The sequence below is a fragment of the Achromobacter sp. 1L-A-4-B-C2 genome, from assembly GCF_057291955.1.
In genome coordinates, this window is sequence record NZ_JBXAWP010000005.1 from 1 (window position 1) to 20,696 (window position 20,696).

Below are 20,696 nucleotides of genomic sequence, written 5' to 3' on the forward strand. Positions count from 1 at the left end.
CTAGGGCGTAGCGCGGATCCCAAGCAATTGCGCGCACAGATTGGCCGGAACACCAGATTCGCATTTGCCACCGAACTTGTGGACGCCCATCGCAGCGACTTTTACAAGCTGCGCGCCAGCAGCTGGTTGCTGTTCTTTGAAGCGGCGTTGATTGCAATGCGGGTGCGGGATATGCCGGACGATGAACGCGGCGCGGGGGAGTTGATCGCCCATGGGTTGCTTGCGGGTGCTGCGGGGACGGAAATACTGGCGGCCGGGACGGAGTTGGTATTGCAGCATTACAGCGCCGCCAGCGTCACCGGAACGGGAGCGACGGTCTTTCTGGGGCAGCTGAAGCTGGTCGGTGGCGCGTTGGCGGCGGTGGGTGGGGTGGTGTTGATGGGGTATGACTGGGAGGACGATCAAGCCGCAATGCTCGACGGAAAAACGGAATTGGCTCTTGCATACCGAGTACGCGCTGGGGCGGTGTTAGCAATGGTCGGCAGCCAGTCGAGTCTTGCTTTCGCCGCCGCCGGTCCGATGCTGAAGATTCTCGCGGAGCGGTCGGCGGAAAGAACGGGCGTCCAAGGAGCGCTCTCGCTGGCCGCAGCACTTTCTGGGGTGCTCGGAAGGCGAGCGGTACTGCTATTCATGCGAAACGTTCTGCTGCGCAGTTCGTTGGTCGGATTGGTCGCCACCCTGGCAATTTGCATTTTCGATGACGACTCGCTCGAAAAATGGTGCCAACGTTGCCTTTATCGTGGCGAAGATTATGCCGGGAACACGCCCTTCCGCGACTCCGCTGACGAGTTGTCCGCTCTGTATGGCGCGTTGCTAGAGGTGCTGTAGTGTTTTTGATCGAATGGCTTACATGGCTGGGCAACATTAAGTCAGACGCCTGGATTAATGCTCATACCGACACGCCTTACGAGGCGCCTCCAATCTATGAGGAGCCGGCGCGATCAGAGCAAAATCGAGTCCATGCTCAGCGTTTTACCAACTCAAAAATTCAAAGCCCGGTCTACGCCTGCAATAACACCATCCTCGAAATGCGCTGCGGTGGCATGGAAGAAAAGCGCGGATTTATCACGATGATATCTATCTTCATATTCGGGGGTGCGGTGGAGGCATTTGTATACCTTCCGACACTCTTGTCCGACTTTGGCAAAAATCCCTGGGGCATTGCGCGCACGCTGCATTTGATGCTGGTTGCCGTGCAGGGAGTCGGTCTGCTCTACGTCTATTTCAAATACCTCTTCCGCTTCACCCGCCTGGAATCCCTTACGTCCCGCCACCTGCTCATCCGATTCAACCGCATCACCCGCCAGGTCTACCTGCACCGCCCACCGAGTTGCGGCGGTATCGCCGTGCTGCCTTGGGATGACATTCATCACGATGCAGTCCCCGGCGTGAACCTCGTGGTCGGTTGGTATCCGCCCTATTCCCCGCTGCCTTTTCCCAACATGGTTTTCGTCGGCAAGAAAAGCGTCAGCGAATTCGATATGAAAGCCGAATGGGAGTACATCCGGCGCTACATGGATGAAGGCGGTCTGGATGCGGTATCCCCGCCGCGCCTGAGTTCGCACCTGCCCTTGCCTTGGCCCGCCTTCGCGGCGCAGTTCGAGGCGCTGGGTCCGTACCTGCGTAACAGCGGCCCGTTGACCTGGCTTGGAATGCTATTGATATCTCCGGCCCTGCTGGTTATCGGCCTGGGGCATTGGGTGTCGCTCATGTTGTGCTGGCGTCCGCGTTGGCCAAAGATCATTCGGGAAGCCGGCTTGCCCGGCAAGCCTACCCCGCCGTTGACCACCATCGACGACTACCCGCCGGACGTTCGTGCGGCGTTGCTAGAAAACACGCATCGATGGGTTGTGCGGCCCGGTTCGCCGCCGCCACGGCCCAAGTTTTCATTGACCCGCCGCAAACGGCCCCGGGTTAGTCCCCGCGACCCCGTTTGACTGCGCCCTTTATCGATTTCCACCTGGAATATTCATGACTCCCATCGCCCTAGTCGGACACGCGCATTCCTGCCCTCTCCATGGCCCCGGCACCATCGTCAGCGGGGCGTCCAGCGCCGCTGTCAATGGCCGGCCCATCGCGCGGGTGGGCGACCGCATCAGTTGCGGGGCGGTGATCGTCACCGGCTCGGCAGTGGCCAAAGTGGAAGGACAGCCGGTGGCTCGCCAAGGCGATACCACCAGCCACGGCGGCACGCTGATCGAAGGCGACGGAAGCTGGCTATCGGCGTAAGCGGCCGGGACCATGCCGGGCTGAAGGTGGCAAACCCGGGTCACGGAGCGCGGGCGCCGGATCGAAGGCGGTATATAGTCACCCCGGTACGCGTCACCATGCACGCCATCCAGGGAACCTGCCGAATGACGAGAAGCCGCATCATGGCGTTTTTTCTCAGCCTGCTTGCCGCGCCGGCCGGCGCCGGCGTGATCTACGACAACCATGGCCTTGTCGTCGACATCGCCACCGGCGGCCAGCGGGACTGGAATACCGGCCAGCGCCAGAACACGCGCAGCACCACCATTTCGTTCCAGGGCAACAAGCTGTGCGGCAAAGACGTCGGCAAGCTGCTGTACCCAGACGGCCGCAACATGGCCGTCAACGCGTTCTTCTGCGCGGCCAACGCGCGGGCGTTGGAAACGGACGCGGTGCTGGCCTACTTCACCAGCTCCAGCGCCGATGCGGCGCTGGCGCACTTGCAGGTGGTCAACGGCGCGCTGCGGGTGAACCGGCTGGCCTTGTCCCGCCAGCCTGATCGCGACAAACCCAGTGGCACGCGCTTTGAAGAAGCGCGCCTGCCGGGCTGGACGCGCGTGGAAACCGCGTGGGCCGAAACGGTGATGATCCGGCACGCGTCGCTCGCGCCTGCGCAACTCTCGGTCAAACCTGGCGGGTCCGCGCCCGGTGCAACGGGCGCAGGAGCCACGCGCCCCGGGGTCATCAACCTGGGCGCGGGCAAGCTGCTGGATGTGGATGGCGACGTGGTCTATCTGGCCATTCCGCCCGGCCGCGATGTGGTGGTGGTGGAGCCGGCAACGCGCATCAAGGACGCACAGGGCGACATGCGGATCGTGCCGGAGGTCGTCAAGTTTGTAGACACGCCGTTGGCATTTCGCGCGGTGCGTTTGTCCACCGGCCAGGAGCTGGCGCGCCTGGATGTGAAGGACACGTGCGCCGCCCTGCCGGCCATCGAATTCAACCAGCCGGACCCGCCATATCCGTCCTCGGCCCAGCGCGACGTGCTGTTCGACGACGTGCCCGCCTGGCGCGCGGCCACGTTGCAATTGACGCAGACGGCGGGCCGCGCCACGTTGCAACTGAAACCTGGCGTCACCTTGCCGATCAAGCCGAACTGCAAACGGGGCTGACGCCGCCGCGTGGCCAAGGCCCGGACCCTGTTGCCGTGAAGGGCGGCCCGGCAGCGCTTCGCACCTGCCGCGTGCCCTACCCGCCTCAGATCAAAAACTGCCGATACGCCTCGTTATCCGTTTCCTCGAAATGCGCGTAGCCCAGTTGCCGCAGAAAGGCGTCCAGCGCCGCGCTGTCGGCCAGCGGGGCCTGGATGCCGACCAGCGCCGAGCTGAAATCCGCGCCCTGGTTGCGGTAGTGGAACAGGCTGATATTCCAGTTGGGCGCCATCTCGGACAGGAACTTCATCAGCGCGCCGGGGCGCTCGGGGAACTCGAAGCGGAACAGCCGCTCTCCACCCGCCAGCGGCGAACGGCCGCCCACCATGTAGCGGATGTGCTGCTTGGACACCTCGTTGTACGTCAGGTCACTGACCGAAAACCCCTGCTCTTGCAGCGCCGCCATGATGTCGGCGGCATCGCCACGCCGCGCGATCTGCATGCTGACAAAGATGTGCGCGGTGTGCGCGTCGGCAATCCGGTAGTTGAACTCCGTGACGCTGCGCTGCCCCAACACGCGGCAGAACCGCCGGAAGCTGCCGCGCTCCTCGGGCACGGTCACGGCGAACACCGCTTCGCGCGCCTCGCCGACTTCGGCGCGGTCTGCCACAAAGCGCATGCGATCGAAGTTCATGTTGGCGCCTGACGTCACGGCCACCATCGACAGCCCCTGCGCGTTTTCGCGTTCAACGTATTGCTTCAGCCCCGCCAACGCCAGCGCCCCCGCAGGCTCCAGCACGCTGCGCGTATCCAGGAACACGTCCTTGATTGCCGCGCACACCGCGTCGGTGTTCACCAGGATGATTTCGTCCAGGTATTCGCGGCACAGCCGGAAGGTTTCCTCGCCCACCAGCTTGACCGCCGTGCCGTCGGAAAACAGGCCGACTTCGGCCAGGTTGACGCGTGCGCCGGCCTTGATGGACTGCGCCATCGCGCAGGAATCCTCGGTCTGCACGCCGATCACCTTGACGCTGGGGTCCACTGCCTTCACATAGGCGGACACGCCGGCCGCCAGGCTGCCGCCGCCGATGGGCACGAACACCGCGTGCAGCGGGCCGGCGTGCTGGCGCAGGATTTCCATGCCGACGGTGCCCTGCCCGGCGATGACATACGGGTCGTCAAACGCGGGCACGAAAGTCATGTCGTGTTGCTGCGCCAGCGTTTGGGCATGGGCGTAGGCGTCGCTATAGGAATCGCCCGCCTGCACCACCGTGACGGTGGGGCCTCCGTGTGCGCGCACCGCATCCACCTTCACCCGCGGCGCGGTTTGCGGCACCACGATGATGGCGCGCACGCCCAGTCGCGCCGCCGAAATGGCCACGCCCTGCGCATGGTTGCCGGCGGACGCGGTGATCACGCCCCGGTCCAGCGCGGCCTGCGGCGTGTTGCGCATCTTGTTGTAGGCGCCGCGCACCTTGAAGGAAAAAACCGGCTGGTTGTCTTCGCGCTTCAGGTAGACCGTATTGTTCAGCCGCGTCGACAGGCCGCGCGCCAGGTCCAGCTCGGTCTCGCGGGCAATGTCGTACACCCGGGCCGTCAGAATCTGGCGCAGGTATTCCATGGGCGAGGCGTTGCCGTGCTGGAATGCGGTGTCGGGGGTAGCGGTTTGCATGGGGGGGTTCTCTGCTTTGGGGAAGACTTGCCCGGCAGAGGCGGCCACAAAAAACCCGCCTCGTGGGGCGGGTGGCTGTGACTGTTGCGGTCGCGCGCTAACCCACCATTTTCGGAATGATGGTAATAATCAGCGCAATGCGGACGGCGGGGAAATTCATGGCGCAAAGCTTGCGCCGGGCGCGCGAATTTGTCAAATCGGGCGCGGCGGCCTGCCGGCGATATGGGGTTTGTGGCGCGGACCACCGTGCCCCTCTCGTTCGCGTCATTGCCCCCCTGGTGGTTTGCCGGCCCGGCGCCCTTGCGCCATATCCTGGCCGTATTGATGCGATATCGAGCCCATAACGCAGGCTTTATCGGTGATTTCCCTGCGCGTCAAGCGTGTCGCGGTATTACAATACTGGCTTCGTGGCAGTTCGCACCTTCCAGAATGACCGGTCAAACCGGCTCATTAATAAAGGACGGGCAACCGCCAATTTGCGCGGATCCGGAGCCTGCTTCGCATCTGCCCATACGAACCCACTCTCGACAACATCTACCGGCGTACGCCGCTTAGCATGTTCGGGTTTGCGCCGAAAGCGCTATGCGCCGAACAGATTCAAGGATCATGTCTCTTACTCCGAAGATTATCTATACCCTCACCGATGAAGCGCCGGCGCTTGCAACCCGTTCGCTGCTGCCCATCGTCCAGGCATTCGCCAAGCCCGCGGGCGTCACGGTGGAAACGCGCGACATCTCCCTGGCCGGCCGCATCATCGCCCTGTTCCCGGATTACCTGGAAGACAGCCAGAAGCTGTCGGACGCCCTGGCCGAACTGGGCGCGCTGGCCGTCAAGCCCGAAGCCAACATCATCAAGCTGCCCAACATCAGCGCCTCGATGCCCCAGCTGAAGGCGGCCATCAAGGAACTGCAAGACCAGGGCTACAAGCTGCCCGACTACCCGGACGCCCCCACCAACGACACCGAACGCGACGTGAAAGCGCGCTACGACAAGGTCAAGGGCAGCGCCGTGAACCCGGTTCTGCGCGAAGGCAACTCCGACCGCCGCGCGCCGCTGTCGGTGAAGAACTACGCCCGCAAGCACCCGCACAAGATGGGCGCCTGGTCGGCTGATTCGAAGTCGCATGTGGCTCACATGTCCGACGGCGACTTCTACGGCACCGAAAAGTCGGCGCTGATCGCCGAGGCCGGCGACGTCAAGATCGAACTGACCGCCGCTGACGGCACCAAGACGGTCCTGAAGGAAAAGACCCCGGTCAAGGCGGGCGAGATCATCGACGCCGCCGTGCTGTCGACCGCCAAGCTCAAGTCCTTCCTGCAAGCCCAGATCGACGACGCCAAGACCACCGGCGTGCTGTTCTCGGTGCACCTGAAGGCCACGATGATGAAGGTGTCCGACCCGGTCATCTTCGGCCACGTGGTATCCGTGTTCTACAAGGATGTGCTGGCCCGCCACGCCGCCGTGCTCAAGCAAGCCGGTTTCGATCCCAACAACGGCATTGGCGACCTGTACGCCAAGATCCAATCGCTGCCCGCTGACCAGCAAGCCGCGATCACCGCCGACATCGATGCCGCCTACAAGACCCTGCCGCAACTGGCGATGGTCAATTCCGACAAGGGCATCACCAACCTGCACGTACCCAGCGACGTCATCGTCGATGCGTCCATGCCGGCCATGATCCGCGACTCGGGCAAGATGTGGAACGCCGAGGGCCAGCTGCAAGACACCAAGGCCGTCATTCCCGACCGCAGCTACGCGGGCGTCTACCAGGCCGTCATCGACGACTGCAAGAAGAACGGCGCCTTCAATCCGGTCACGATGGGCAGCGTGCCCAACGTCGGCCTGATGGCGCAAGCCGCCGAAGAATACGGTTCGCACAACAAGACCTTCGTCGTCCCGGCATCGGGCACCGTGCGCGTCACCGACGCCTCGGGCAAGGTGTTGCTGGAACAAGCCGTGGAAGCGGGCGACCTGTGGCGCATGTGCCAGACCAAGGACGCCGCCATCCAGGATTGGGTCAAGCTGGCCGTTACCCGTGCCCGCGCCAGCAAGACGCCGGCCGTTTTCTGGCTGGACGAAAAGCGCGCCCACGACGCCCAGGTCATCGCCAAGGTCAAGCAGTACCTGAACGACCACGACACCAGCGGCCTGGACCTGCGCATCCTGAACCCGGTTGAAGCGACCAAGTTCTCGGTCAAGCGCATCCGCGAAGGCCTGGACACCATCTCGGTTACCGGCAACGTGCTGCGCGACTACCTGACCGACCTGTTCCCCATCATGGAGCTGGGCACCAGCGCCAAGATGCTGTCGATCGTTCCGCTGGTTGCCGGTGGCGGCCTGTTCGAAACGGGCGCGGGCGGCTCGGCCCCCAAGCACGTGCAGCAGTTCCTGGAAGAAGGCTTCCTGCGCTGGGATTCGCTGGGCGAATTCATGGCGCTGGCCGAATCCCTGGACCACCTGGGCCGCGCGTACAAGAACCCGACTGCCCAGATCCTGGCCAAGACGCTGGATCAGGCAACCGCCAAGTTCCTGGACGAGAACAAGTCGCCGGACCGCAAGGTCGGTGGCCTGGACAACCGTGGCAGCCACTTCTACCTGGCCATGTACTGGGCCCAGGCCGTGGCCGCGCAAACCGACGACCGCGCGCTGGCTGCGCAGTTCGCCGGCGCGGCGGGCGCCTTTGCTGAAAACGAAGGCAAGATCGTTGAAGAACTGAAGGCCGCGCAGGGCAAGCCGGTGGATATCGGCGGCTACTACCAGCCCAACGAAGCGCTGGCCAGCCAGGCCATGCGCCCCAGCGCCACGCTGAACCAGGTGCTGGCCTCGATCGGCTAAGCGTCACTGTCCGGCGGCGCTTGCCGCCGGCACAAAAAAGCCGGCAGCCTTGGTAAGGCTGCCGGCTTTTTTATGGGTGCAAGGCCGTGGTATCGGGCGTAGCGGGCGTATCTGGCGTATCGGATCAGCGCGCGCCGCCGCACATCCGTTGGCGGAAAGCGGTGTCGATATCCAGCCTCCAGACCGCGCGCGTAGCGCCGGGCAGGCGCGGCGCCACGCCGCTCAGTGCGGGATAGCGTCCGGCGTCGTCGTCGCGGCCCCAGATCCAGAAACGCGTGCCATCAGCCGACGCGCAAAGCCGCGCGGTCAAATCTTCGTTCTGAATCAATACCCGCTTGCCGACCACCGGGTCGAACACCGCCGCGTCGTACAGTTCCTTGCGCCAGTTGTCGCGCGTGGGAATCTCCGGGTCGTTCCAGTTATCGACAATCCAGGAAGGTTCGGACGCCTTCGTGTAGAAGCCCAGATCAAACGGCAACGCATGCAACGCCACTTGCATGTCTTGCGGCCGCATGTCGCCGCGCAGTTCTTTCATGGTGGGGCCGACGCTACCGCGCGGGTTGTTGGATGCCACGATGATCGCGCCCAAGCAGATGACGGCCGCCACGACGATGGCAATGCCCACGCCCCGCCGCTTGCCGGCTGCCCAGGCCGGCGCGATGCGCTCACTGATCAGGAATGCCAGCGGCGGAAACACCGGCAGCACATAGCCGATCAGCTTGGATTGCGGGATGGAAAAGAACACCATCACCACCGCGATCCAGATCGCCATCAGCCGGCGCAGCCCATGCGGATCGGCGTCACGCCAGAACGCGCGCGTGAAAATCGCCGCGCCCCAGATCGACCACGGCAAGGCAAGCCCCACCACAATCGGCACATAGAACCAGATCGGCTGCGCGTTGTTGAAGCCGCTTTGCGCGAAGCGTTCAAAGTGCTGATAGACGAAAAAGTAATGATAGAAGCCGGGAAACTTCATCTGCATCAGCGCGAACCACGGCACGGCAACCACGGCGAACGCCAGCAAGGCCGGCACCCACAGCAAGGCGCGCATGCCGCGCCAGTCGCGCCGCAGCAGCAGCCAGGCCAGCACGATTGCGCCGGGCAGCGCCAGCCCGATCAGCCCTTTGGCCAACACGGCCAGCGCGGCCAGCACTCCGGTTGCGATCGACATGCCGCGAAACGGCCGGCCGTCTGCGCGCCGCAGGGCCGTGTCGGCGGCGGCCAGCACGCACAGCGTGATCATGCTGGCAACCAGCATGTCCATGTTGGCAAACTGCGCCGCGCCAAAGAACAGCGGCATCAAGCCCAGGATCACGACGGCCCAGCGCGCCTGCGCCACATTGCGATAGCGCGACACGAACGCATACAGCCCCGCCCCCGCGCTCCACGCGCCCAGCAACGACGGCACGCGCGCGCTGAATTCATGCACGCCGAACAAGGCGTAGCTGATTTGCGCCAGCCAGTAATACAACGGCGGCTTGTGAAAATATGGCATGCCGTCCAGCAGCGGCACCATGGGAGACTGGCTGCGCAGCATCTCCCAGGCGACGCCGGCGTAGCGCCCTTCGTCGGGCAAGGTCAGCCAGCGCGCCCATGCCAAGGCGGCCAGCCAGACGGCCAGGCCCAGCAGCACTTGCCAGCCGGGAATGGACGCTTGCGTCGCCACGCGCGGAACAGACCGGGCGGCGGGGGTCAGCACGGCGCTCATGCCGCGTGATCCTGCGCCGACGGGTGCGCGGCAAGGGGAAAGGCGCGGGGAAAGGCGCTGGGAAAGTCGCCCGCCAGGCGGGGCGAACCAGACTCAAAAGACATGAAAGTCCTGGGTAAGAAACGTTCGGAAAGGCTCAACATGGCACCTATTATGAAAAGGGTAGCGTCGAGTTCTCATGAAATTTCTTAAACCGATCTGAAATATTACGCCGCCCTGCCTGCCTTGGCTGCCCTATTTCGATGCCGACAAGCGGTCCAGCCGCAAGCGTCCCCGTTCGTCCGTCAGCCTGCGCATGGCGCCGTAAGCTGCCCCCATGGCCGCCATGCCGCTGGCGCCGCACAGCAGGAACATCAGCAGGATCTGGTATTTGGCGGCGTCGATGGGGTCCATGCCCGCGATGATCTGCCCGGTCATGATGCCGGGCAAGGTGATGATGCCGGCCGCCGACATCTGATTGACGCTGGGCACAATGCCGCGCCGGACCGATTCGCGCAGCAACGTCGAAAACGCCTGATGCGGGGTGGCGCCCAAAGCCAGCCGCGCCTCGATGGCGAGCTTTTCGCGGCGCACGCCGGAAAGAACGCCGTCCAGCGCCAGGCTGGCGGCGTTAAGCACGCTGCCCAGCACAATGCCCACCAGCGCGATGGCGTAGCGCGGGTCGAACCAGGGTTCTGGCCGCAACGCCGTGCTCAGGATGAACATGGCCGTGATCAAGGTGGTGGCCGCCACCGCCAGCGTGCCGACCCAACCATTGCCATGCCCGGCCAGCCGCGCCTTGGGGCGGGCGGCCACCTCGCGCGCGGCCAGCGCCATCATCACCGCCACCACCAGCGCCGTCAGCATCGGCGTGGCATGCGCGAACACCACGCGCAGGATATGGCCGACCAGCAACAGCTGCACCACGGTACGGACCGCCGCCCACAAGACCTGACGTTGCAGGTTCAGCCGCAGGGCGAACGAAATTGCCGCGCACAGCAGCACCAGCAGCGAGGCAATGACCAGGTCCAGCGCTTGCAGTTTGATCACGTCCATAGCGGCTCCAGCTGGCCGTTGGTCATGCGCCACGTCCGGCGCGCCAGCCGCCGGGCCTGCTCGGCATTGTGCGTCACCATCAGCATGGCGCCGCCACTGTCCAGGAACTGTTGCAGCGCGGCTTCCACGGTGACGGTGGCGGCCTGGTCCAGCGCCGCCGTGGGTTCATCCAGCAGCAGCACGCGCGGCTGTAGGGCCAACGCGCGCACCAGCGCCAGGCGCTGCCTTTCGCCAGTGGAGAGTTCGTGGACCAGGGCGTCCAGCTTTTCGGGCGCCAGGCCCAGCGGCTGCATCAGGCGTTGCGCCTGCGCGCGGTCGGTGAAATGCGGCGCGACGTGATCGTCCCACCACCCCGCCTCGGCCTGGCAATAGACGACCTGACGCCGCCATTCATGGCCGCGCATTGCCGAACGCGGCCTGCCGAGCAGTTCGACCTCGCCATGGCCGGGGTCCAGGTCCGCGACCTGGCGCAACAGCAGCGACTTGCCTGAACCTGATGGGCCCACAATGGCGCCGCACTCGCCGCCGGCAAGATCCAGGCTGACCGGGGCAAGGCGCTGGCTATACACGCCACGCAATCGCAGCATCGGCATGATGTCAGAGCGCATCCCCCCTCCGGTACCGGTGCGCGGCGCGATGCCCGCAGCGGCGTTGCTTACAGCATGTGGGCCAGGAATTCCCGGCTGCGAGCGTGTTGCGGCGCACTGAAGAACGCGGCCGACGGCGCTTCTTCGACGATGCGGCCTTCGTCCATGAAGATGACGCGATGCGCCACTTCGCGCGCAAAGCCCATTTCGTGCGTGACGACCAGCATGGTCATGCGTTCGTCGGCCAGCTGCTTCATGGTGCGCAGCACTTCGCCCGTCAGTTCCGGGTCCAGCGCCGAGGTGGGTTCGTCGAACAGCATGATGTCGGGCTCCATGGCCAGCGCGCGGGCAATCGCCACGCGCTGCTTCTGGCCGCCCGACAGGCGCGTGGGATAGTTGTCGCGCTTGTTCAGCAGGCCGACTTTGCGCAGCAGCTCTTCCGCCTTGGGGATGATCTGCGCCTTGCTCATGCCCTTGACGGTGATCGGCGCTTCGATGATGTTTTGCAGCACCGTCATGTGCGGGAACAGATTGAACGACTGGAACACCATGCCCATCTTGCGGCAGATGCGCCGCACCTCGGCGTCGCTGGCGTAGTGGCTGCGGCCGCCGTCAACGGCGCGCGCCATCACTTCGCCTTCGACTTCGATACTGCCTTCGTCGATGGTTTCAAGGTGGTTCAGGCACCGCAGAAAGGTGCTTTTGCCGGAGCCGGACGGACCGATCACCGCCACCACCTCGCCCTGGCCCAGCGTCAGCGAAACCTTGTCCAGCACGCGGTTGGCGCCAAAGCACTTGGTGATGTGGGTGGCCTGGATCATGACCGGGCGGGCGCCGGGGGTGCCGGCGGTGCCCGCGGCAAGCGGCGGATTACTGGTCATATTTGGCATAGCGCTTTTCCATGTGCTGGAAGAACCACGTCAGGACAAGCGTCATGAGCAGATAAAAGGCGGCGGCCACCAGGAACGGCGTGGTGGTGAAATCGCGCTGCACGATGCCGCGCGCGGTGCGCAGGATATCGTTCAACGCCAGCACGTAGATCAACGACGTGTCCTTGACCAGCGTGATGGTTTCGTTGCTCATCGGGGGCAACACGCGCTGCACCATCTGCGGCAGCACGATGCGGCGCAGCGTTTGCAGATAGGTCATGCCCAGCACCTTGCTGCCTTCGTACTGGCCCCGGTCCACCGACTGGATGCCCGCGCGGAAGATCTCGGCAAAGTACGCGGCGTAGTTCAGCGCAAACGCCACCACGGCCGCCGGAAAGTCCGGCAGCCGCACGCCCACCACCGGCACGAAAGGCAGCGCGAAGTAGATGAACAGCATTTGCAGCATGAGCGGCGTGCCGCGCATGAGCCAGATGTAGCCGTTGACCAGGTTGCTAAGCAGCGGCCACTTCGAAATGCGCGCCAGGGCCAGCACCAACCCCAGCGGCACTGCCAGGGCCAAGGTGATGAAAAACAGCGTCAAGGTCACTTTCGCGCCTTCCGCCATCGGCCCCAACAGAGAGAGAACGTAGTCCATTTAAGAGAGGTCGCGCGCCGCTTACTTGATGATGTTGGCGCCGAACCACTGGGTGGCGATGCGGCCGGCGGTGCCGTCCTGCTTCATCGAATCCAGCGTCTTGTCCAGCTTGCCCAGCAGCTCGGTGTCGTCCTTGCGCACGCCGACGCCGTAGTCTTCGGTGCCGAAGTTTTCTTCCAGCACGCGGTATTCGCCCGCGCGCTTGCTGATCAGGTAGCGGCCCACTACTTCGTCCACCACGATGGCGTCCAGGCGGCCGGCGGCCAGGTCCATCAGCGCGGTGACGTTGTCACCGAACTTCTTCACGTCCTTGATCTGCGCGGCAACCGGATCCTTGGCGATGGCGTCCGTGGCGCTGCTGCCGTCCTGCGCGCCGACCGTCTTGCCGGCCAGGTCGTTCTTGACCTTGATGGGCGATGCGGTGCCCACGATGATGATTTGGTGGTTGGCCATGTACGGCGCGGTGAAGCTGATGTTCTTCTTGCGCTCTTCGGTGATGGTCAGGCCGTTCCAGAGAACGTCGACGCGCTTGCCGTTCAGCTCGGCTTCCTTGGCGCTCCAGTCGATGGGCTTGAATTCGACTTCGATGCCCAGGCGCTTGCTGGCTTCCTTAGCCATGTCGATGTCAAAACCGACGATCTGGTTGCTGGCGTCGCGAAAGCCCATGGGCGGAAAGTTGTCATCCAGGCCCACCACGACCTTCTTGGCGACGGCCGGCGTTTGGGCGCCCGCGGTCGGCTTGGCGTCATCGCTGGGGCCGCAGGCGGTCAGCATCGTGGTTGCGGACACGAGGAAAACAGCAGTCAGTTTTTTCATGGGTTCAGGTGTGCGAAGCGTAAGAATAAGAATGCCGGAATAAGAATGCCGGAATGGCTGGCCGGTCAGCCGCGAGCCGCCATTTTAGCGTTACTGCAAGACCGTGCCGGAAAGCGCCCGGGGCGGCCAGGATAGACGTGGGAACGAGATGTCAAGGCGGCAGCGCGGGCCGGGAAGGAATGCAAGCCATGCTAGGCTTTGGCCGCTTGGAGCGGCTGGGCTGCGGGGAACGCGGGGAACGCGGGGAACACCCGGAACACCCGGCGCCCACGGTATACACACGGAGGACAGGCATGCAACTGAACATCAAGGACAACGGCGGTCGCCTCATCGGCGTGGCAAAGGTGAGCACGGGCACGGGCGCCGTGATGGAAGGCAGCTTCACGCCCATGCCCGACTTCGCGCCCTACGCGGCATTGTTCGCCGCCCGCGAAGAGGCGCAGAACGCGCCCGGGGCCAACGCGGCCGGCCGGGCTGACGCGGCCGACCCGGCTGACTCGGCGCCATCCTCCGGCATGAACGACGCAGCCGACCGCCTTCAGCGCGATATCGATGGCCACGGCTTCGTGGCGCAAGGCCCGATGCCGCTGCCCGGCACCACTGCCGTCCAGGCGCTGCGCATCGCGGGCGACCGAATCCGCTTTACCTTGCAACACCCGCTGACCGCCAAGGCCGACGGATGAGCCCCGCCATCCGTATCGGCCCCCTGGTATTTCCCACCGAACTGGCGGTGTTGATCGCCGCCGGCCTTGTCGCGATAGTGGCGGCGCGTTTGATCAACCGCCGGCAAGACGAGGCCGCGCGCCTGTCCACGGTCTTGTGGCGCGCGCTGATCATCGGGCTGTTGGTCGCCCGGCTGGCTTTCGTCTGGCGCTACCGAAACAGTTACCTGCCCGACCCCATCAACATCCTGGACATCCGCGACGGCGGCTGGAACGGCATGGCCGGGCTGGCGGCGGCCTGGGTCTATGCGCTGGCCGTGGTGCTACGCCGGCACGCGCCGCGCGCGGCGTTGCTGGGCGCGTTGGCCCTGGCCAGCGCAACCTGGCTCGGCGGCAGCCGCTGGCTGGCGCCCACGCCGCAGGCGCATCCGGAGATGACCGATATATTCGTCCATAACATGAACGGCGCGATGGCCGACCTGTCCGACTTTCGCGGCAAGCCTACCGTGATCAACCTGTGGGCCAGCTGGTGTCCGCCCTGCCGTCGCGAGATGCCCGCCTTTGCCGCCGCGCAGGCCGCCAATCCGGACGTCAACTTCGTCTTTCTGAACCAGGCCGAGGCCAAGCCCGAGGTGACGCGGTTCTTGAAGGACCATGCGCCGACGTTGCGTAACGTGCTGATCGACCCGGGCGCCGAAGCGTCGCGCGAATTCAGCAACCGCGAGCTGCCCGCCACGCTGTTCCTGGATGCCCAGGGGCGGGTGATCGATGTGCGCGTGGGCGAGCTGTCGGCCGCATCACTGGCGCAGCGGGTAGAGACGACGCGGGCAGCAAGCGCGCGCGCCGCCGATGTGCCGGGCGCGGGCGACTGAATGCCTACAGCGCCCCCCAAGGCAGCGCGCGTCCGGCTACCGTGCGCTCGAACAGTCGCAGGCGCTGGCCGATATGCGTCGGGCTGTCTTGCAGCCGCAGCACCAACACCGGCCCGTCGGGCAGTGCACGCGCCGTCCCGATAATGGCGACGGCGGTGTCCGCGCCCTCCTCGGCACTGGGTTGCGTCGTCCAGGCCAGCACCTCGCCCTCATTTACCGCCACCGCCTGGGCGCCGTCGTGGCCGCACGCCGGGCACCACAGGCGGGCGGGATAGACGCGATGGCCGCAAGCGCGGCATTCGTGCACATGCAGGCTCATGATTCCTCCCGGCTTAACACGGCGGCGTTGGCGCACATGCCGTAGCGCAGTTGCACCATGCCGTAGCCGGTGACGACGCCATGCCGTGCACCCGGCAATTGGCGTGCACCCGCCTGGCCCAACAGTTGCCGCGCCACTTCGACCACGCCGTGCATGCCGCCCGCCGTCCCGGCCTGCCCGGCCGATAACTGCCCGCCCGCCGTGTTCACGGGCAATTGGCGCGTGGCGATACGGCGGGCGATGAACCCGGGCAAGTCGTTTGCGTCGGCATAGCCCAGGTCGCAAAGCTGCGCCACGGCCATCGCCGGATAGTCGTCGTACACGCTGACCACATCCATGTCTTCGGGACCCATTCCTGCCTCTTGCCACAGCCCGTCGGCCAGTTCGGCCACGCCGGTTTGCAGGCCGTCGCCTTCCTGCTGGTCGTGGTTATAGCGCGCGCCACTGGACACCAGCCGCAGGTGCACACCCGTGGGCCGGGCCTGCAAGACCAGAGCGCTGGCCCCGCTGACAACCGGCACGCAATCCAGCCGGCCCAACGGCGGCGCCACCATCGGCGCGTCCAGGTACTGCGCCAGCGTCAACGGCGCGCGATAAGCGGCGTTGGGGTTGTCGGCGGCCCAGGCGCGCTGCGCGACGCACAGCGCGCCGTAGTCTTCGCGGCGCAGGCCCGTTTGGGCCATCTGCCGCTGGGTCAGCATTGCGAACAAGGGATTGGGCCCCTGGCAACCCAGCGGACTGAGATAGTCCTGCGCGCTGCGGTTGTATCCGCGCACCAGCTGCGCGAAGTCCGCGCCGGTGAAATGGTCACCAGACACCAGCACAATGGTCCGCGCCTGCCCTGCTTGCAATGCCAGCCACGCCTGCCGCAGCAGGTTGATGGCGCTGGCGCCGCCCAGTTCGTCCTGCATGCACCAGTGAAGCCGCAGCCCCAGCTGCCAGGCCAGGTCGATGGCGCGATCCGGCCGCAACGTGAACGATGCCACGCCCAGCCCATCCACCTGGGCGGGCGACAGGCCCGCGTGGCGCAACGCCTGCCCCACCGCCTGTGCCATCAAGCCCGCCGTGGTGCACGCGGCGTCGGGATGGCGCAGCGCGGGGGTTTCGCCCACCGCGACGATGCCGGGCCCGTCTGTGCCGGCCGGGCTCATTCCGTATCCTGCCTGGGCGGGTTACGGGTCAGCAGCAAGGTCACCACCGTGATGGCCGCCATGCCCACCAGAAACCACGCGACGGGCGTGGCCGATTCATATTTGCGCAGCAGCGCCATGGCAATCAACGGCGACAGGCCACCGGCAAACACCGACGCCAGTTCATGCCCCAACGCCAAGCCCGTGTAGCGCACTTCGGCCGGGAACAGCTCGGCAAAATACGCGGGCTGCGTGCCGATCATGGCGGCGTGGCACACGGTGTTGCCCAAAAAGAACGCCAGGAAAATCCACAGCGGCTCTTTGGTCTGCACCATCCAGAAGAAAGGAAACGCCACCAGCACCAGGCCGACGGACCCGATCAAATACACCGCGCGCCGCCCGATGCGGTCGGACAGATGGCCAAACCAAACCAGCGTGGCCAGTTCGATGAACATGGACACCAGCACGCCGCCCAGCATCACATCATTCGAGATGCCCAGGAACTTGCCATAGGCCAGGGCAAAGGCCAGGAAAATGTACGAGCCGCCGTTTTCCGCCACGCGCAAGCCCATCGCCGTCAGCACCTGCCGCGGATAGCGGCGAAACACCTCTACGGCCGGCATGCCGCGCTTGGCCGTTTTTTTGGCCTGCACGAATTCCTCGCTTTCCGGAATGTGCTTGCGGATGTACAGCCCTACGCCAAAGATCAGCACGCTAAGCAGGAACGGCAGGCGCCAGCCCCAGCTCATGAACATGTCCTTGGGCAATTGCTGCGCCAGCATGAAAATGCCGGACGACAGCACGAAGCCGCCCGCCACGCCCAATTGACTGAACGACGAAAAATAGCCGCGCCGCTTGCCGCCCACGGCTTCGCTGATCAGCAGCACGCCGCCGCCCCACTCACCGCCCGCCGCCGCGCCCTGCAACACGCGCAGCACCACCATCGCCACCGGCGCCCAGAAGCCGATCTGCTCGTACGTGGGCAACAGCCCGATCAGGAACGTGGCCGCGCCCATCAGGCCCAGCGTCCATTCCAACGCCAGCTTGCGGCCGTAGCGGTCGCCGATGTGGCCGAAGATTACGCCGCCCAGCGGGCGCGCCAGAAATCCCACGGCAAAGCCCGCGAACGCGCCCATGGTGCCCAGCAAGGGGTCGGTGCCCTTGGGGAAGAACAGGTCGCCGAACACCAGCGCGGCTGCCGTGCCGTAGATGAAAAAGTCGTACCACTCCATCGCGTTGCCCGCGACGGATGCCGCCACGACGCGCCGGGTTCGCTTGCGCTTTGCTTCGTCGTCGGCGGACAGCGCCGCCCCTTTGTATGCCATCGTCATTGCCGCCCCTTGGATTTTTGAATGGATGAATGGCGCGTCAGCGCGCCACGCGATAACCGGCCGCATCCCTGTCCCAGGTGTCGCCGGTAATACCTTCTTCCCGCAAACGGAACTTGCGGACCTTGCCGTTCTCGGTGCGCGGCAGATCGTCCAGCACGCGCAAGTAGCGCGGCACGGCGAAATACGGCATGCGGGGCTGGCAAAAATCAAGCAGGCCTTCGGGCGTGGGCGCGTGACCGGTCTTGTAGACCAGCGCGGCCATCACTTCGTCTTCGGCCAATTCGGAACGCACGGCGTACACCGCCGCCGTGGCGACGGCGGGGTGCGACAGCAGCACCTGTTCCACTTCGTACGACGAAATGTTCTCGCCCCGGCGGCGGATGGCGTCTTTCATGCGGTCTAGAAAGCGGAAATAGCCATCGGCATCGCGCACGACGCCGTCGCCCGTGTGAAACCACAGGTTGCGCCAGGCTTCGACGGTCTTGTCGGGCATGCCGAAATAGCCGGTGGCAATCGCAAACGGCGGACGCGCGCGCAGCAGCAGTTCGCCCGGTTCGCCATCCGGCACGGGCGCGTCATGTTCGTCGGCGACGATGGCGTCAAATTCCGGCGCCACCCGGCCCATCGTGCCCGCGCGCTGGTCGGCCAGCACGCCGCCCAACGCAAAGTTGGTTTCCGTGGACCCATAGCCTTCCAGCAACGCCATGCCGGTGCGCTCGGCGAACACGGCATGAAAACGTTCGGGTACGCCGGGCGCCAAGGCAATGCGCGTGCGGTGTCCGCGTTCTGACGGGCGGGATTCTTGCGCCAGCAACATCGGCACCATGGCGCCCAGCAGATACGTGACGGTGGCGCCCGTGGCTTGCAGGCGGTCGAAATAACGGCTGGCCGAAAACCGTTCGTCGCAGATGATGGACGCGCCCGTCACCAACGCCTGGAAGCAGGCGTTCAGGGCGTTGGTGTGAAACAGCGGCAGGCTGGTGTAGAGCACGTCGGCATCCGAGATTTCCAGATTGCGCGCGGCGATCTTGCCCCACCAATAAAACTGCGCGTGCGGACAGCACACGCCCTTGGACGGGCCAGACGTGCCCGACGTATATAGAATGGCCAGCATGTCGCCCGGCTGGATCGTGGCGGCAGGCAATGGCGGCGTGTCGGCGTGCGGGGCCGGCGGCGGCGCGCTGGCGGGTACGGGCAATTGGCAATCGGGGTCGGCGGGATCCAGCAACCAGATCGCGCGCAGGGCCAACGGCGCATCGTGCGCGGGTTGCCGACCGGCAGGCGCGGGTTGCGCGGGCTGCGCGGGTTGCGCGTCGTGCACGGGTTGCACTGGTTGCGCCGGCTGCCCTGCTTGCGACAGCGTCGCCAACGCCGCCACGGACGGACAGGACGCCGCGTCCGCCACCAACAACACGCATCCGCTGTTGCCCAACATGTGCTGCAACTGCATGCCGCGCGACGCGGTGTTGATGGGCACCACCACCGCGCCCAGCCAGCCGCAACCCAACACTATCGACAGGAACTCATGACGGTTGCCGGCCATGAGGCCCACGCGATCGCCGCGCTTGACGCCCGCGGCAGCCAGCCGCGCGGCCCAGCTTGCCGCATGCGCCGGCGCATCGCCAAATCGCAACGCACCGCCCGGCGCCTGCACCCACAGGCGGTCTCCCAAGCGGGCCGCCTGTTCCACCAACAGCGACGGTAATGTCAACGCATGCATGACGACGGTTCCCCTGTTGCACTCTTGTGTCGTTGCGGTCGCATCAGCGTGCAGGCACGTCGCGGCCGGTGTGTAGCGTGAAATTAGTCTAGGAATCAACTATTTATGTGTCAAATTTATGGGTATTATTTATCTTATAAATCCGACTGATATCAGGGGCATGCGTGGACTTCGACTTGAATCTCATGCGGGTTTTCCTGACCGTGCTGCACGAGCGCAGCGTGACGCGCGCGGCGCAACGGCTGAACTTGACTCAGCCGGCCGTCAGTTACGCGCTGGCCCGTTTGCGCGAACAGTTCGACGACCCGCTTTTCGTGCGCACCGCCACCGGCATGCAGCCCACGCCGGTGGCGTTTGCGTTGGCCGACCCCATCGAACGCGGCATGAACAGCTTTGCCGAGGCGGTCAGCCTGCGCCAACAGTTCACCCCGGCCACCAGTACGCGACGGTTTCGGCTGTCGATGTCGGACATCGGTGAAATGGTGTTTTTGCCGCCGTTGATGGAACGCGTGCACGCCTTGGCGCCGCGCCTGCGGGTCGAGGTGCTTGAGGTTCCGCTGGAGCAACTGCCGCAGGCTTTGAAGGACGGCCAGGTGGACTTGGCCATTGGCAACCTGGCCGGGCTGGCGCGCCATACGTGCCACGCCGACCTGTTCAGTGAACGCTATGCCTGCATGGGGCGGCGCGGCCATCCCGTGCTGTCGGCGGGCTTGACGCGCGGGCAGTTCAAGCGGCTGGATCACATCCTGGTGGCCTCGCGCGCCAGTGCCCACCGGCTGCTGGACGATGTGCTGGGCGAAGCGGGCTTGCAACGCCAGCCGTACCTGACGCTGCCGCACTTCTCGGCCGCCGCCGAGATCGTGCGGCGCACCGATCTGACCGTGACGCTGCCGCATCGCGCAGCGCTTTGGTTCAATCGCGACAAGGCGTTTGAGATCCGGCCGCTGCCGATTGCGCTGCCGCCCTTGTCGGTCACCGTGCACTGGCATGCGCGCTTCGAGAGCGACCCAGGCACGATGTGGCTGCGGCGGCAGGTCCAGGCCACGCTGGCCGACGCCGCGCCGGACGCCGCCTTGGCGGACCGCGCTTGATCTGCTCGAAGCGCGCAACAGACTCTGGCAAAGACAGGGATAGATCGACGGGATTC

General features: G+C 65.2%; 19 protein-coding genes. 8 read left to right on the forward strand and 11 right to left on the reverse strand.

Features of this window, described 5'->3' with window-relative positions; all coding sequences use genetic code 11:
• The 4 genes from AC0Z35_RS22155 to AC0Z35_RS22170 form a co-directional block, all read left to right on the forward strand.
• Window positions 1-828 (forward strand): hypothetical protein (locus AC0Z35_RS22155; protein ID WP_485133020.1); only part of this gene is annotated, 828 nt, incomplete at its 5' end.
• Window positions 828-1,937: a hypothetical protein gene (locus tag AC0Z35_RS22160; protein ID WP_485133019.1), complete on the forward strand. Its 1,110-nt coding sequence runs from the start codon at window positions 828-830 to the stop codon at window positions 1,935-1,937. The genes AC0Z35_RS22155 and AC0Z35_RS22160, both read left to right, overlap by 1 nt.
• Before the next feature lie 34 nt (window positions 1,938-1,971).
• Complete coding sequence (locus AC0Z35_RS22165) at window positions 1,972-2,229, forward strand: PAAR domain-containing protein (protein WP_046807295.1); 258 nt, start codon at window positions 1,972-1,974, stop codon at window positions 2,227-2,229.
• 125 nt (window positions 2,230-2,354) lie between these two features.
• Window positions 2,355-3,359: a hypothetical protein gene (locus AC0Z35_RS22170; protein WP_485133317.1), complete on the forward strand. Its 1,005-nt coding sequence runs from the start codon at window positions 2,355-2,357 to the stop codon at window positions 3,357-3,359.
• Window positions 3,360-3,444: 85 nt separating this feature from the next.
• Here the strand turns inward: AC0Z35_RS22170 and ilvA are convergent, their stop codons facing one another.
• Complete coding sequence (ilvA, locus tag AC0Z35_RS22175) at window positions 3,445-5,010, reverse strand: threonine ammonia-lyase, biosynthetic (protein ID WP_082134651.1); 1,566 nt, start codon at window positions 5,008-5,010, stop codon at window positions 3,445-3,447.
• A 606-nt stretch (window positions 5,011-5,616) separates the two neighbouring features.
• Between ilvA and AC0Z35_RS22180 the strand changes: the two genes are divergently transcribed.
• On the forward strand, window positions 5,617-7,845 hold the full coding sequence (locus AC0Z35_RS22180; RefSeq protein ID WP_120155786.1) for an NADP-dependent isocitrate dehydrogenase: 2,229 nt from the start codon (window positions 5,617-5,619) through the stop codon (window positions 7,843-7,845).
• Window positions 7,846-7,969: 124 nt separating this feature from the next.
• Here the strand turns inward: AC0Z35_RS22180 and AC0Z35_RS22185 are convergent, their stop codons facing one another.
• The 6 genes from AC0Z35_RS22185 to AC0Z35_RS22210 all read right to left on the reverse strand — a co-directional run bounded on the left by AC0Z35_RS22185 (window position 7,970) and on the right by AC0Z35_RS22210 (window position 13,515).
• A complete protein-coding gene (locus AC0Z35_RS22185; protein WP_485133017.1) occupies window positions 7,970-9,553 on the reverse strand; it encodes an ArnT family glycosyltransferase in 1,584 nt (527 codons plus the stop codon).
• 234 nt (window positions 9,554-9,787) lie between these two features.
• On the reverse strand, window positions 9,788-10,588 hold the full coding sequence (locus tag AC0Z35_RS22190) for an ABC transporter permease (protein WP_120155791.1): 801 nt from the start codon (window positions 10,586-10,588) through the stop codon (window positions 9,788-9,790).
• On the reverse strand, window positions 10,579-11,196 hold the full coding sequence (locus tag AC0Z35_RS22195) for an ABC transporter ATP-binding protein (protein WP_240433872.1): 618 nt from the start codon (window positions 11,194-11,196) through the stop codon (window positions 10,579-10,581). The genes AC0Z35_RS22190 and AC0Z35_RS22195 overlap by 10 nt, the downstream gene beginning before the upstream one ends.
• A 47-nt stretch (window positions 11,197-11,243) precedes the next feature.
• A complete protein-coding gene (locus AC0Z35_RS22200; RefSeq protein WP_485133033.1) occupies window positions 11,244-11,996 on the reverse strand; it encodes an amino acid ABC transporter ATP-binding protein in 753 nt (250 codons plus the stop codon).
• A gap of 49 nt (window positions 11,997-12,045) precedes the next feature.
• Complete coding sequence (locus AC0Z35_RS22205) at window positions 12,046-12,699, reverse strand: amino acid ABC transporter permease (protein WP_006219374.1); 654 nt, start codon at window positions 12,697-12,699, stop codon at window positions 12,046-12,048.
• A gap of 21 nt (window positions 12,700-12,720) precedes the next feature.
• Window positions 12,721-13,515, reverse strand: coding sequence for an amino acid ABC transporter substrate-binding protein (locus tag AC0Z35_RS22210; protein ID WP_046807300.1), 795 nt, complete (start codon window positions 13,513-13,515; stop codon window positions 12,721-12,723).
• A gap of 293 nt (window positions 13,516-13,808) precedes the next feature.
• On the opposite strand from AC0Z35_RS22210, the gene AC0Z35_RS22215 reads away from it, so the two are divergent.
• Window positions 13,809-14,198 carry a hypothetical protein gene (locus tag AC0Z35_RS22215; RefSeq protein ID WP_485133016.1) on the forward strand — a complete coding sequence of 130 codons (390 nt, stop codon included), beginning with the start codon at window positions 13,809-13,811 and terminating at the stop codon, window positions 14,196-14,198.
• Complete coding sequence (locus AC0Z35_RS22220) at window positions 14,195-15,049, forward strand: prolipoprotein diacylglyceryl transferase family protein (protein ID WP_485133015.1); 855 nt, start codon at window positions 14,195-14,197, stop codon at window positions 15,047-15,049. The genes AC0Z35_RS22215 and AC0Z35_RS22220 overlap by 4 nt, the downstream gene beginning before the upstream one ends.
• 4 nt (window positions 15,050-15,053) lie before the next feature.
• Here the strand turns inward: AC0Z35_RS22220 and AC0Z35_RS22225 are convergent, their stop codons facing one another.
• Genes AC0Z35_RS22225 through AC0Z35_RS22240 form a run of 4 tightly spaced genes read right to left on the reverse strand, consistent with a single transcriptional unit; the run spans window position 15,054 to window position 19,549 of the window.
• Window positions 15,054-15,368, reverse strand: coding sequence for a Zn-ribbon domain-containing OB-fold protein (locus tag AC0Z35_RS22225; protein WP_120155797.1), 315 nt, complete (start codon window positions 15,366-15,368; stop codon window positions 15,054-15,056).
• Entirely contained in the window at window positions 15,365-16,519 is a 1,155-nt protein-coding gene (locus AC0Z35_RS22230) for a thiolase family protein (protein ID WP_485133014.1), read from the reverse strand. The genes AC0Z35_RS22225 and AC0Z35_RS22230 overlap by 4 nt, the downstream gene beginning before the upstream one ends.
• Window positions 16,516-17,829 (reverse strand): MFS transporter, encoded by a 1,314-nt coding sequence (locus tag AC0Z35_RS22235; RefSeq protein WP_485133013.1) that lies wholly within the window; start codon window positions 17,827-17,829, stop codon window positions 16,516-16,518. Before AC0Z35_RS22235 ends, AC0Z35_RS22230 begins: the two co-directional genes overlap by 4 nt.
• Window positions 17,830-17,866: 37 nt before the next feature.
• Entirely contained in the window at window positions 17,867-19,549 is a 1,683-nt protein-coding gene (locus tag AC0Z35_RS22240) for an AMP-binding protein (RefSeq protein WP_485133012.1), read from the reverse strand.
• A 164-nt stretch (window positions 19,550-19,713) separates the two neighbouring features.
• On the opposite strand from AC0Z35_RS22240, the gene AC0Z35_RS22245 reads away from it, so the two are divergent.
• Entirely contained in the window at window positions 19,714-20,640 is a 927-nt protein-coding gene (locus AC0Z35_RS22245; protein WP_223265061.1) for a LysR family transcriptional regulator, read from the forward strand.
• The last annotated feature ends 56 nt before the right edge of the window (window positions 20,641-20,696 follow it).

Bases quoted from the DNA above. Each gene is read 5' to 3' on its own strand.
- AC0Z35_RS22225 (WP_120155797.1), bottom strand. From the start codon at position 15,368: ATGAGCCTGCATGTGCACGAATGCCGCGCTTGCGGCCATCGCGTCTAT.
- AC0Z35_RS22195 (WP_240433872.1), bottom strand. From the start codon at position 11,196: ATGCGCTCTGACATCATGCCGATGCTGCGATTGCGTGGCGTGTATAGC.
- AC0Z35_RS22200 (WP_485133033.1), bottom strand. From the start codon at position 11,996: ATGATCCAGGCCACCCACATCACCAAGTGCTTTGGCGCCAACCGCGTG.
- AC0Z35_RS22185 (WP_485133017.1), bottom strand. From the start codon at position 9,553: ATGAGCGCCGTGCTGACCCCCGCCGCCCGGTCTGTTCCGCGCGTGGCG.
- AC0Z35_RS22220 (WP_485133015.1), top strand. From the start codon at position 14,195: ATGAGCCCCGCCATCCGTATCGGCCCCCTGGTATTTCCCACCGAACTG.
- ilvA (WP_082134651.1), bottom strand. From the start codon at position 5,010: ATGCAAACCGCTACCCCCGACACCGCATTCCAGCACGGCAACGCCTCG.
- AC0Z35_RS22210 (WP_046807300.1), bottom strand. From the start codon at position 13,515: ATGAAAAAACTGACTGCTGTTTTCCTCGTGTCCGCAACCACGATGCTG.
- AC0Z35_RS22165 (WP_046807295.1), top strand. From the start codon at position 1,972: ATGACTCCCATCGCCCTAGTCGGACACGCGCATTCCTGCCCTCTCCAT.
- AC0Z35_RS22190 (WP_120155791.1), bottom strand. From the start codon at position 10,588: ATGGACGTGATCAAACTGCAAGCGCTGGACCTGGTCATTGCCTCGCTG.
- AC0Z35_RS22170 (WP_485133317.1), top strand. From the start codon at position 2,355: ATGACGAGAAGCCGCATCATGGCGTTTTTTCTCAGCCTGCTTGCCGCG.
- AC0Z35_RS22230 (WP_485133014.1), bottom strand. From the start codon at position 16,519: ATGAGCCCGGCCGGCACAGACGGGCCCGGCATCGTCGCGGTGGGCGAA.
- AC0Z35_RS22215 (WP_485133016.1), top strand. From the start codon at position 13,809: ATGCAACTGAACATCAAGGACAACGGCGGTCGCCTCATCGGCGTGGCA.
- AC0Z35_RS22180 (WP_120155786.1), top strand. From the start codon at position 5,617: ATGTCTCTTACTCCGAAGATTATCTATACCCTCACCGATGAAGCGCCG.
- AC0Z35_RS22240 (WP_485133012.1), bottom strand. From the start codon at position 19,549: ATGCATGCGTTGACATTACCGTCGCTGTTGGTGGAACAGGCGGCCCGC.
- AC0Z35_RS22235 (WP_485133013.1), bottom strand. From the start codon at position 17,829: ATGACGATGGCATACAAAGGGGCGGCGCTGTCCGCCGACGACGAAGCA.
- AC0Z35_RS22205 (WP_006219374.1), bottom strand. From the start codon at position 12,699: ATGGACTACGTTCTCTCTCTGTTGGGGCCGATGGCGGAAGGCGCGAAA.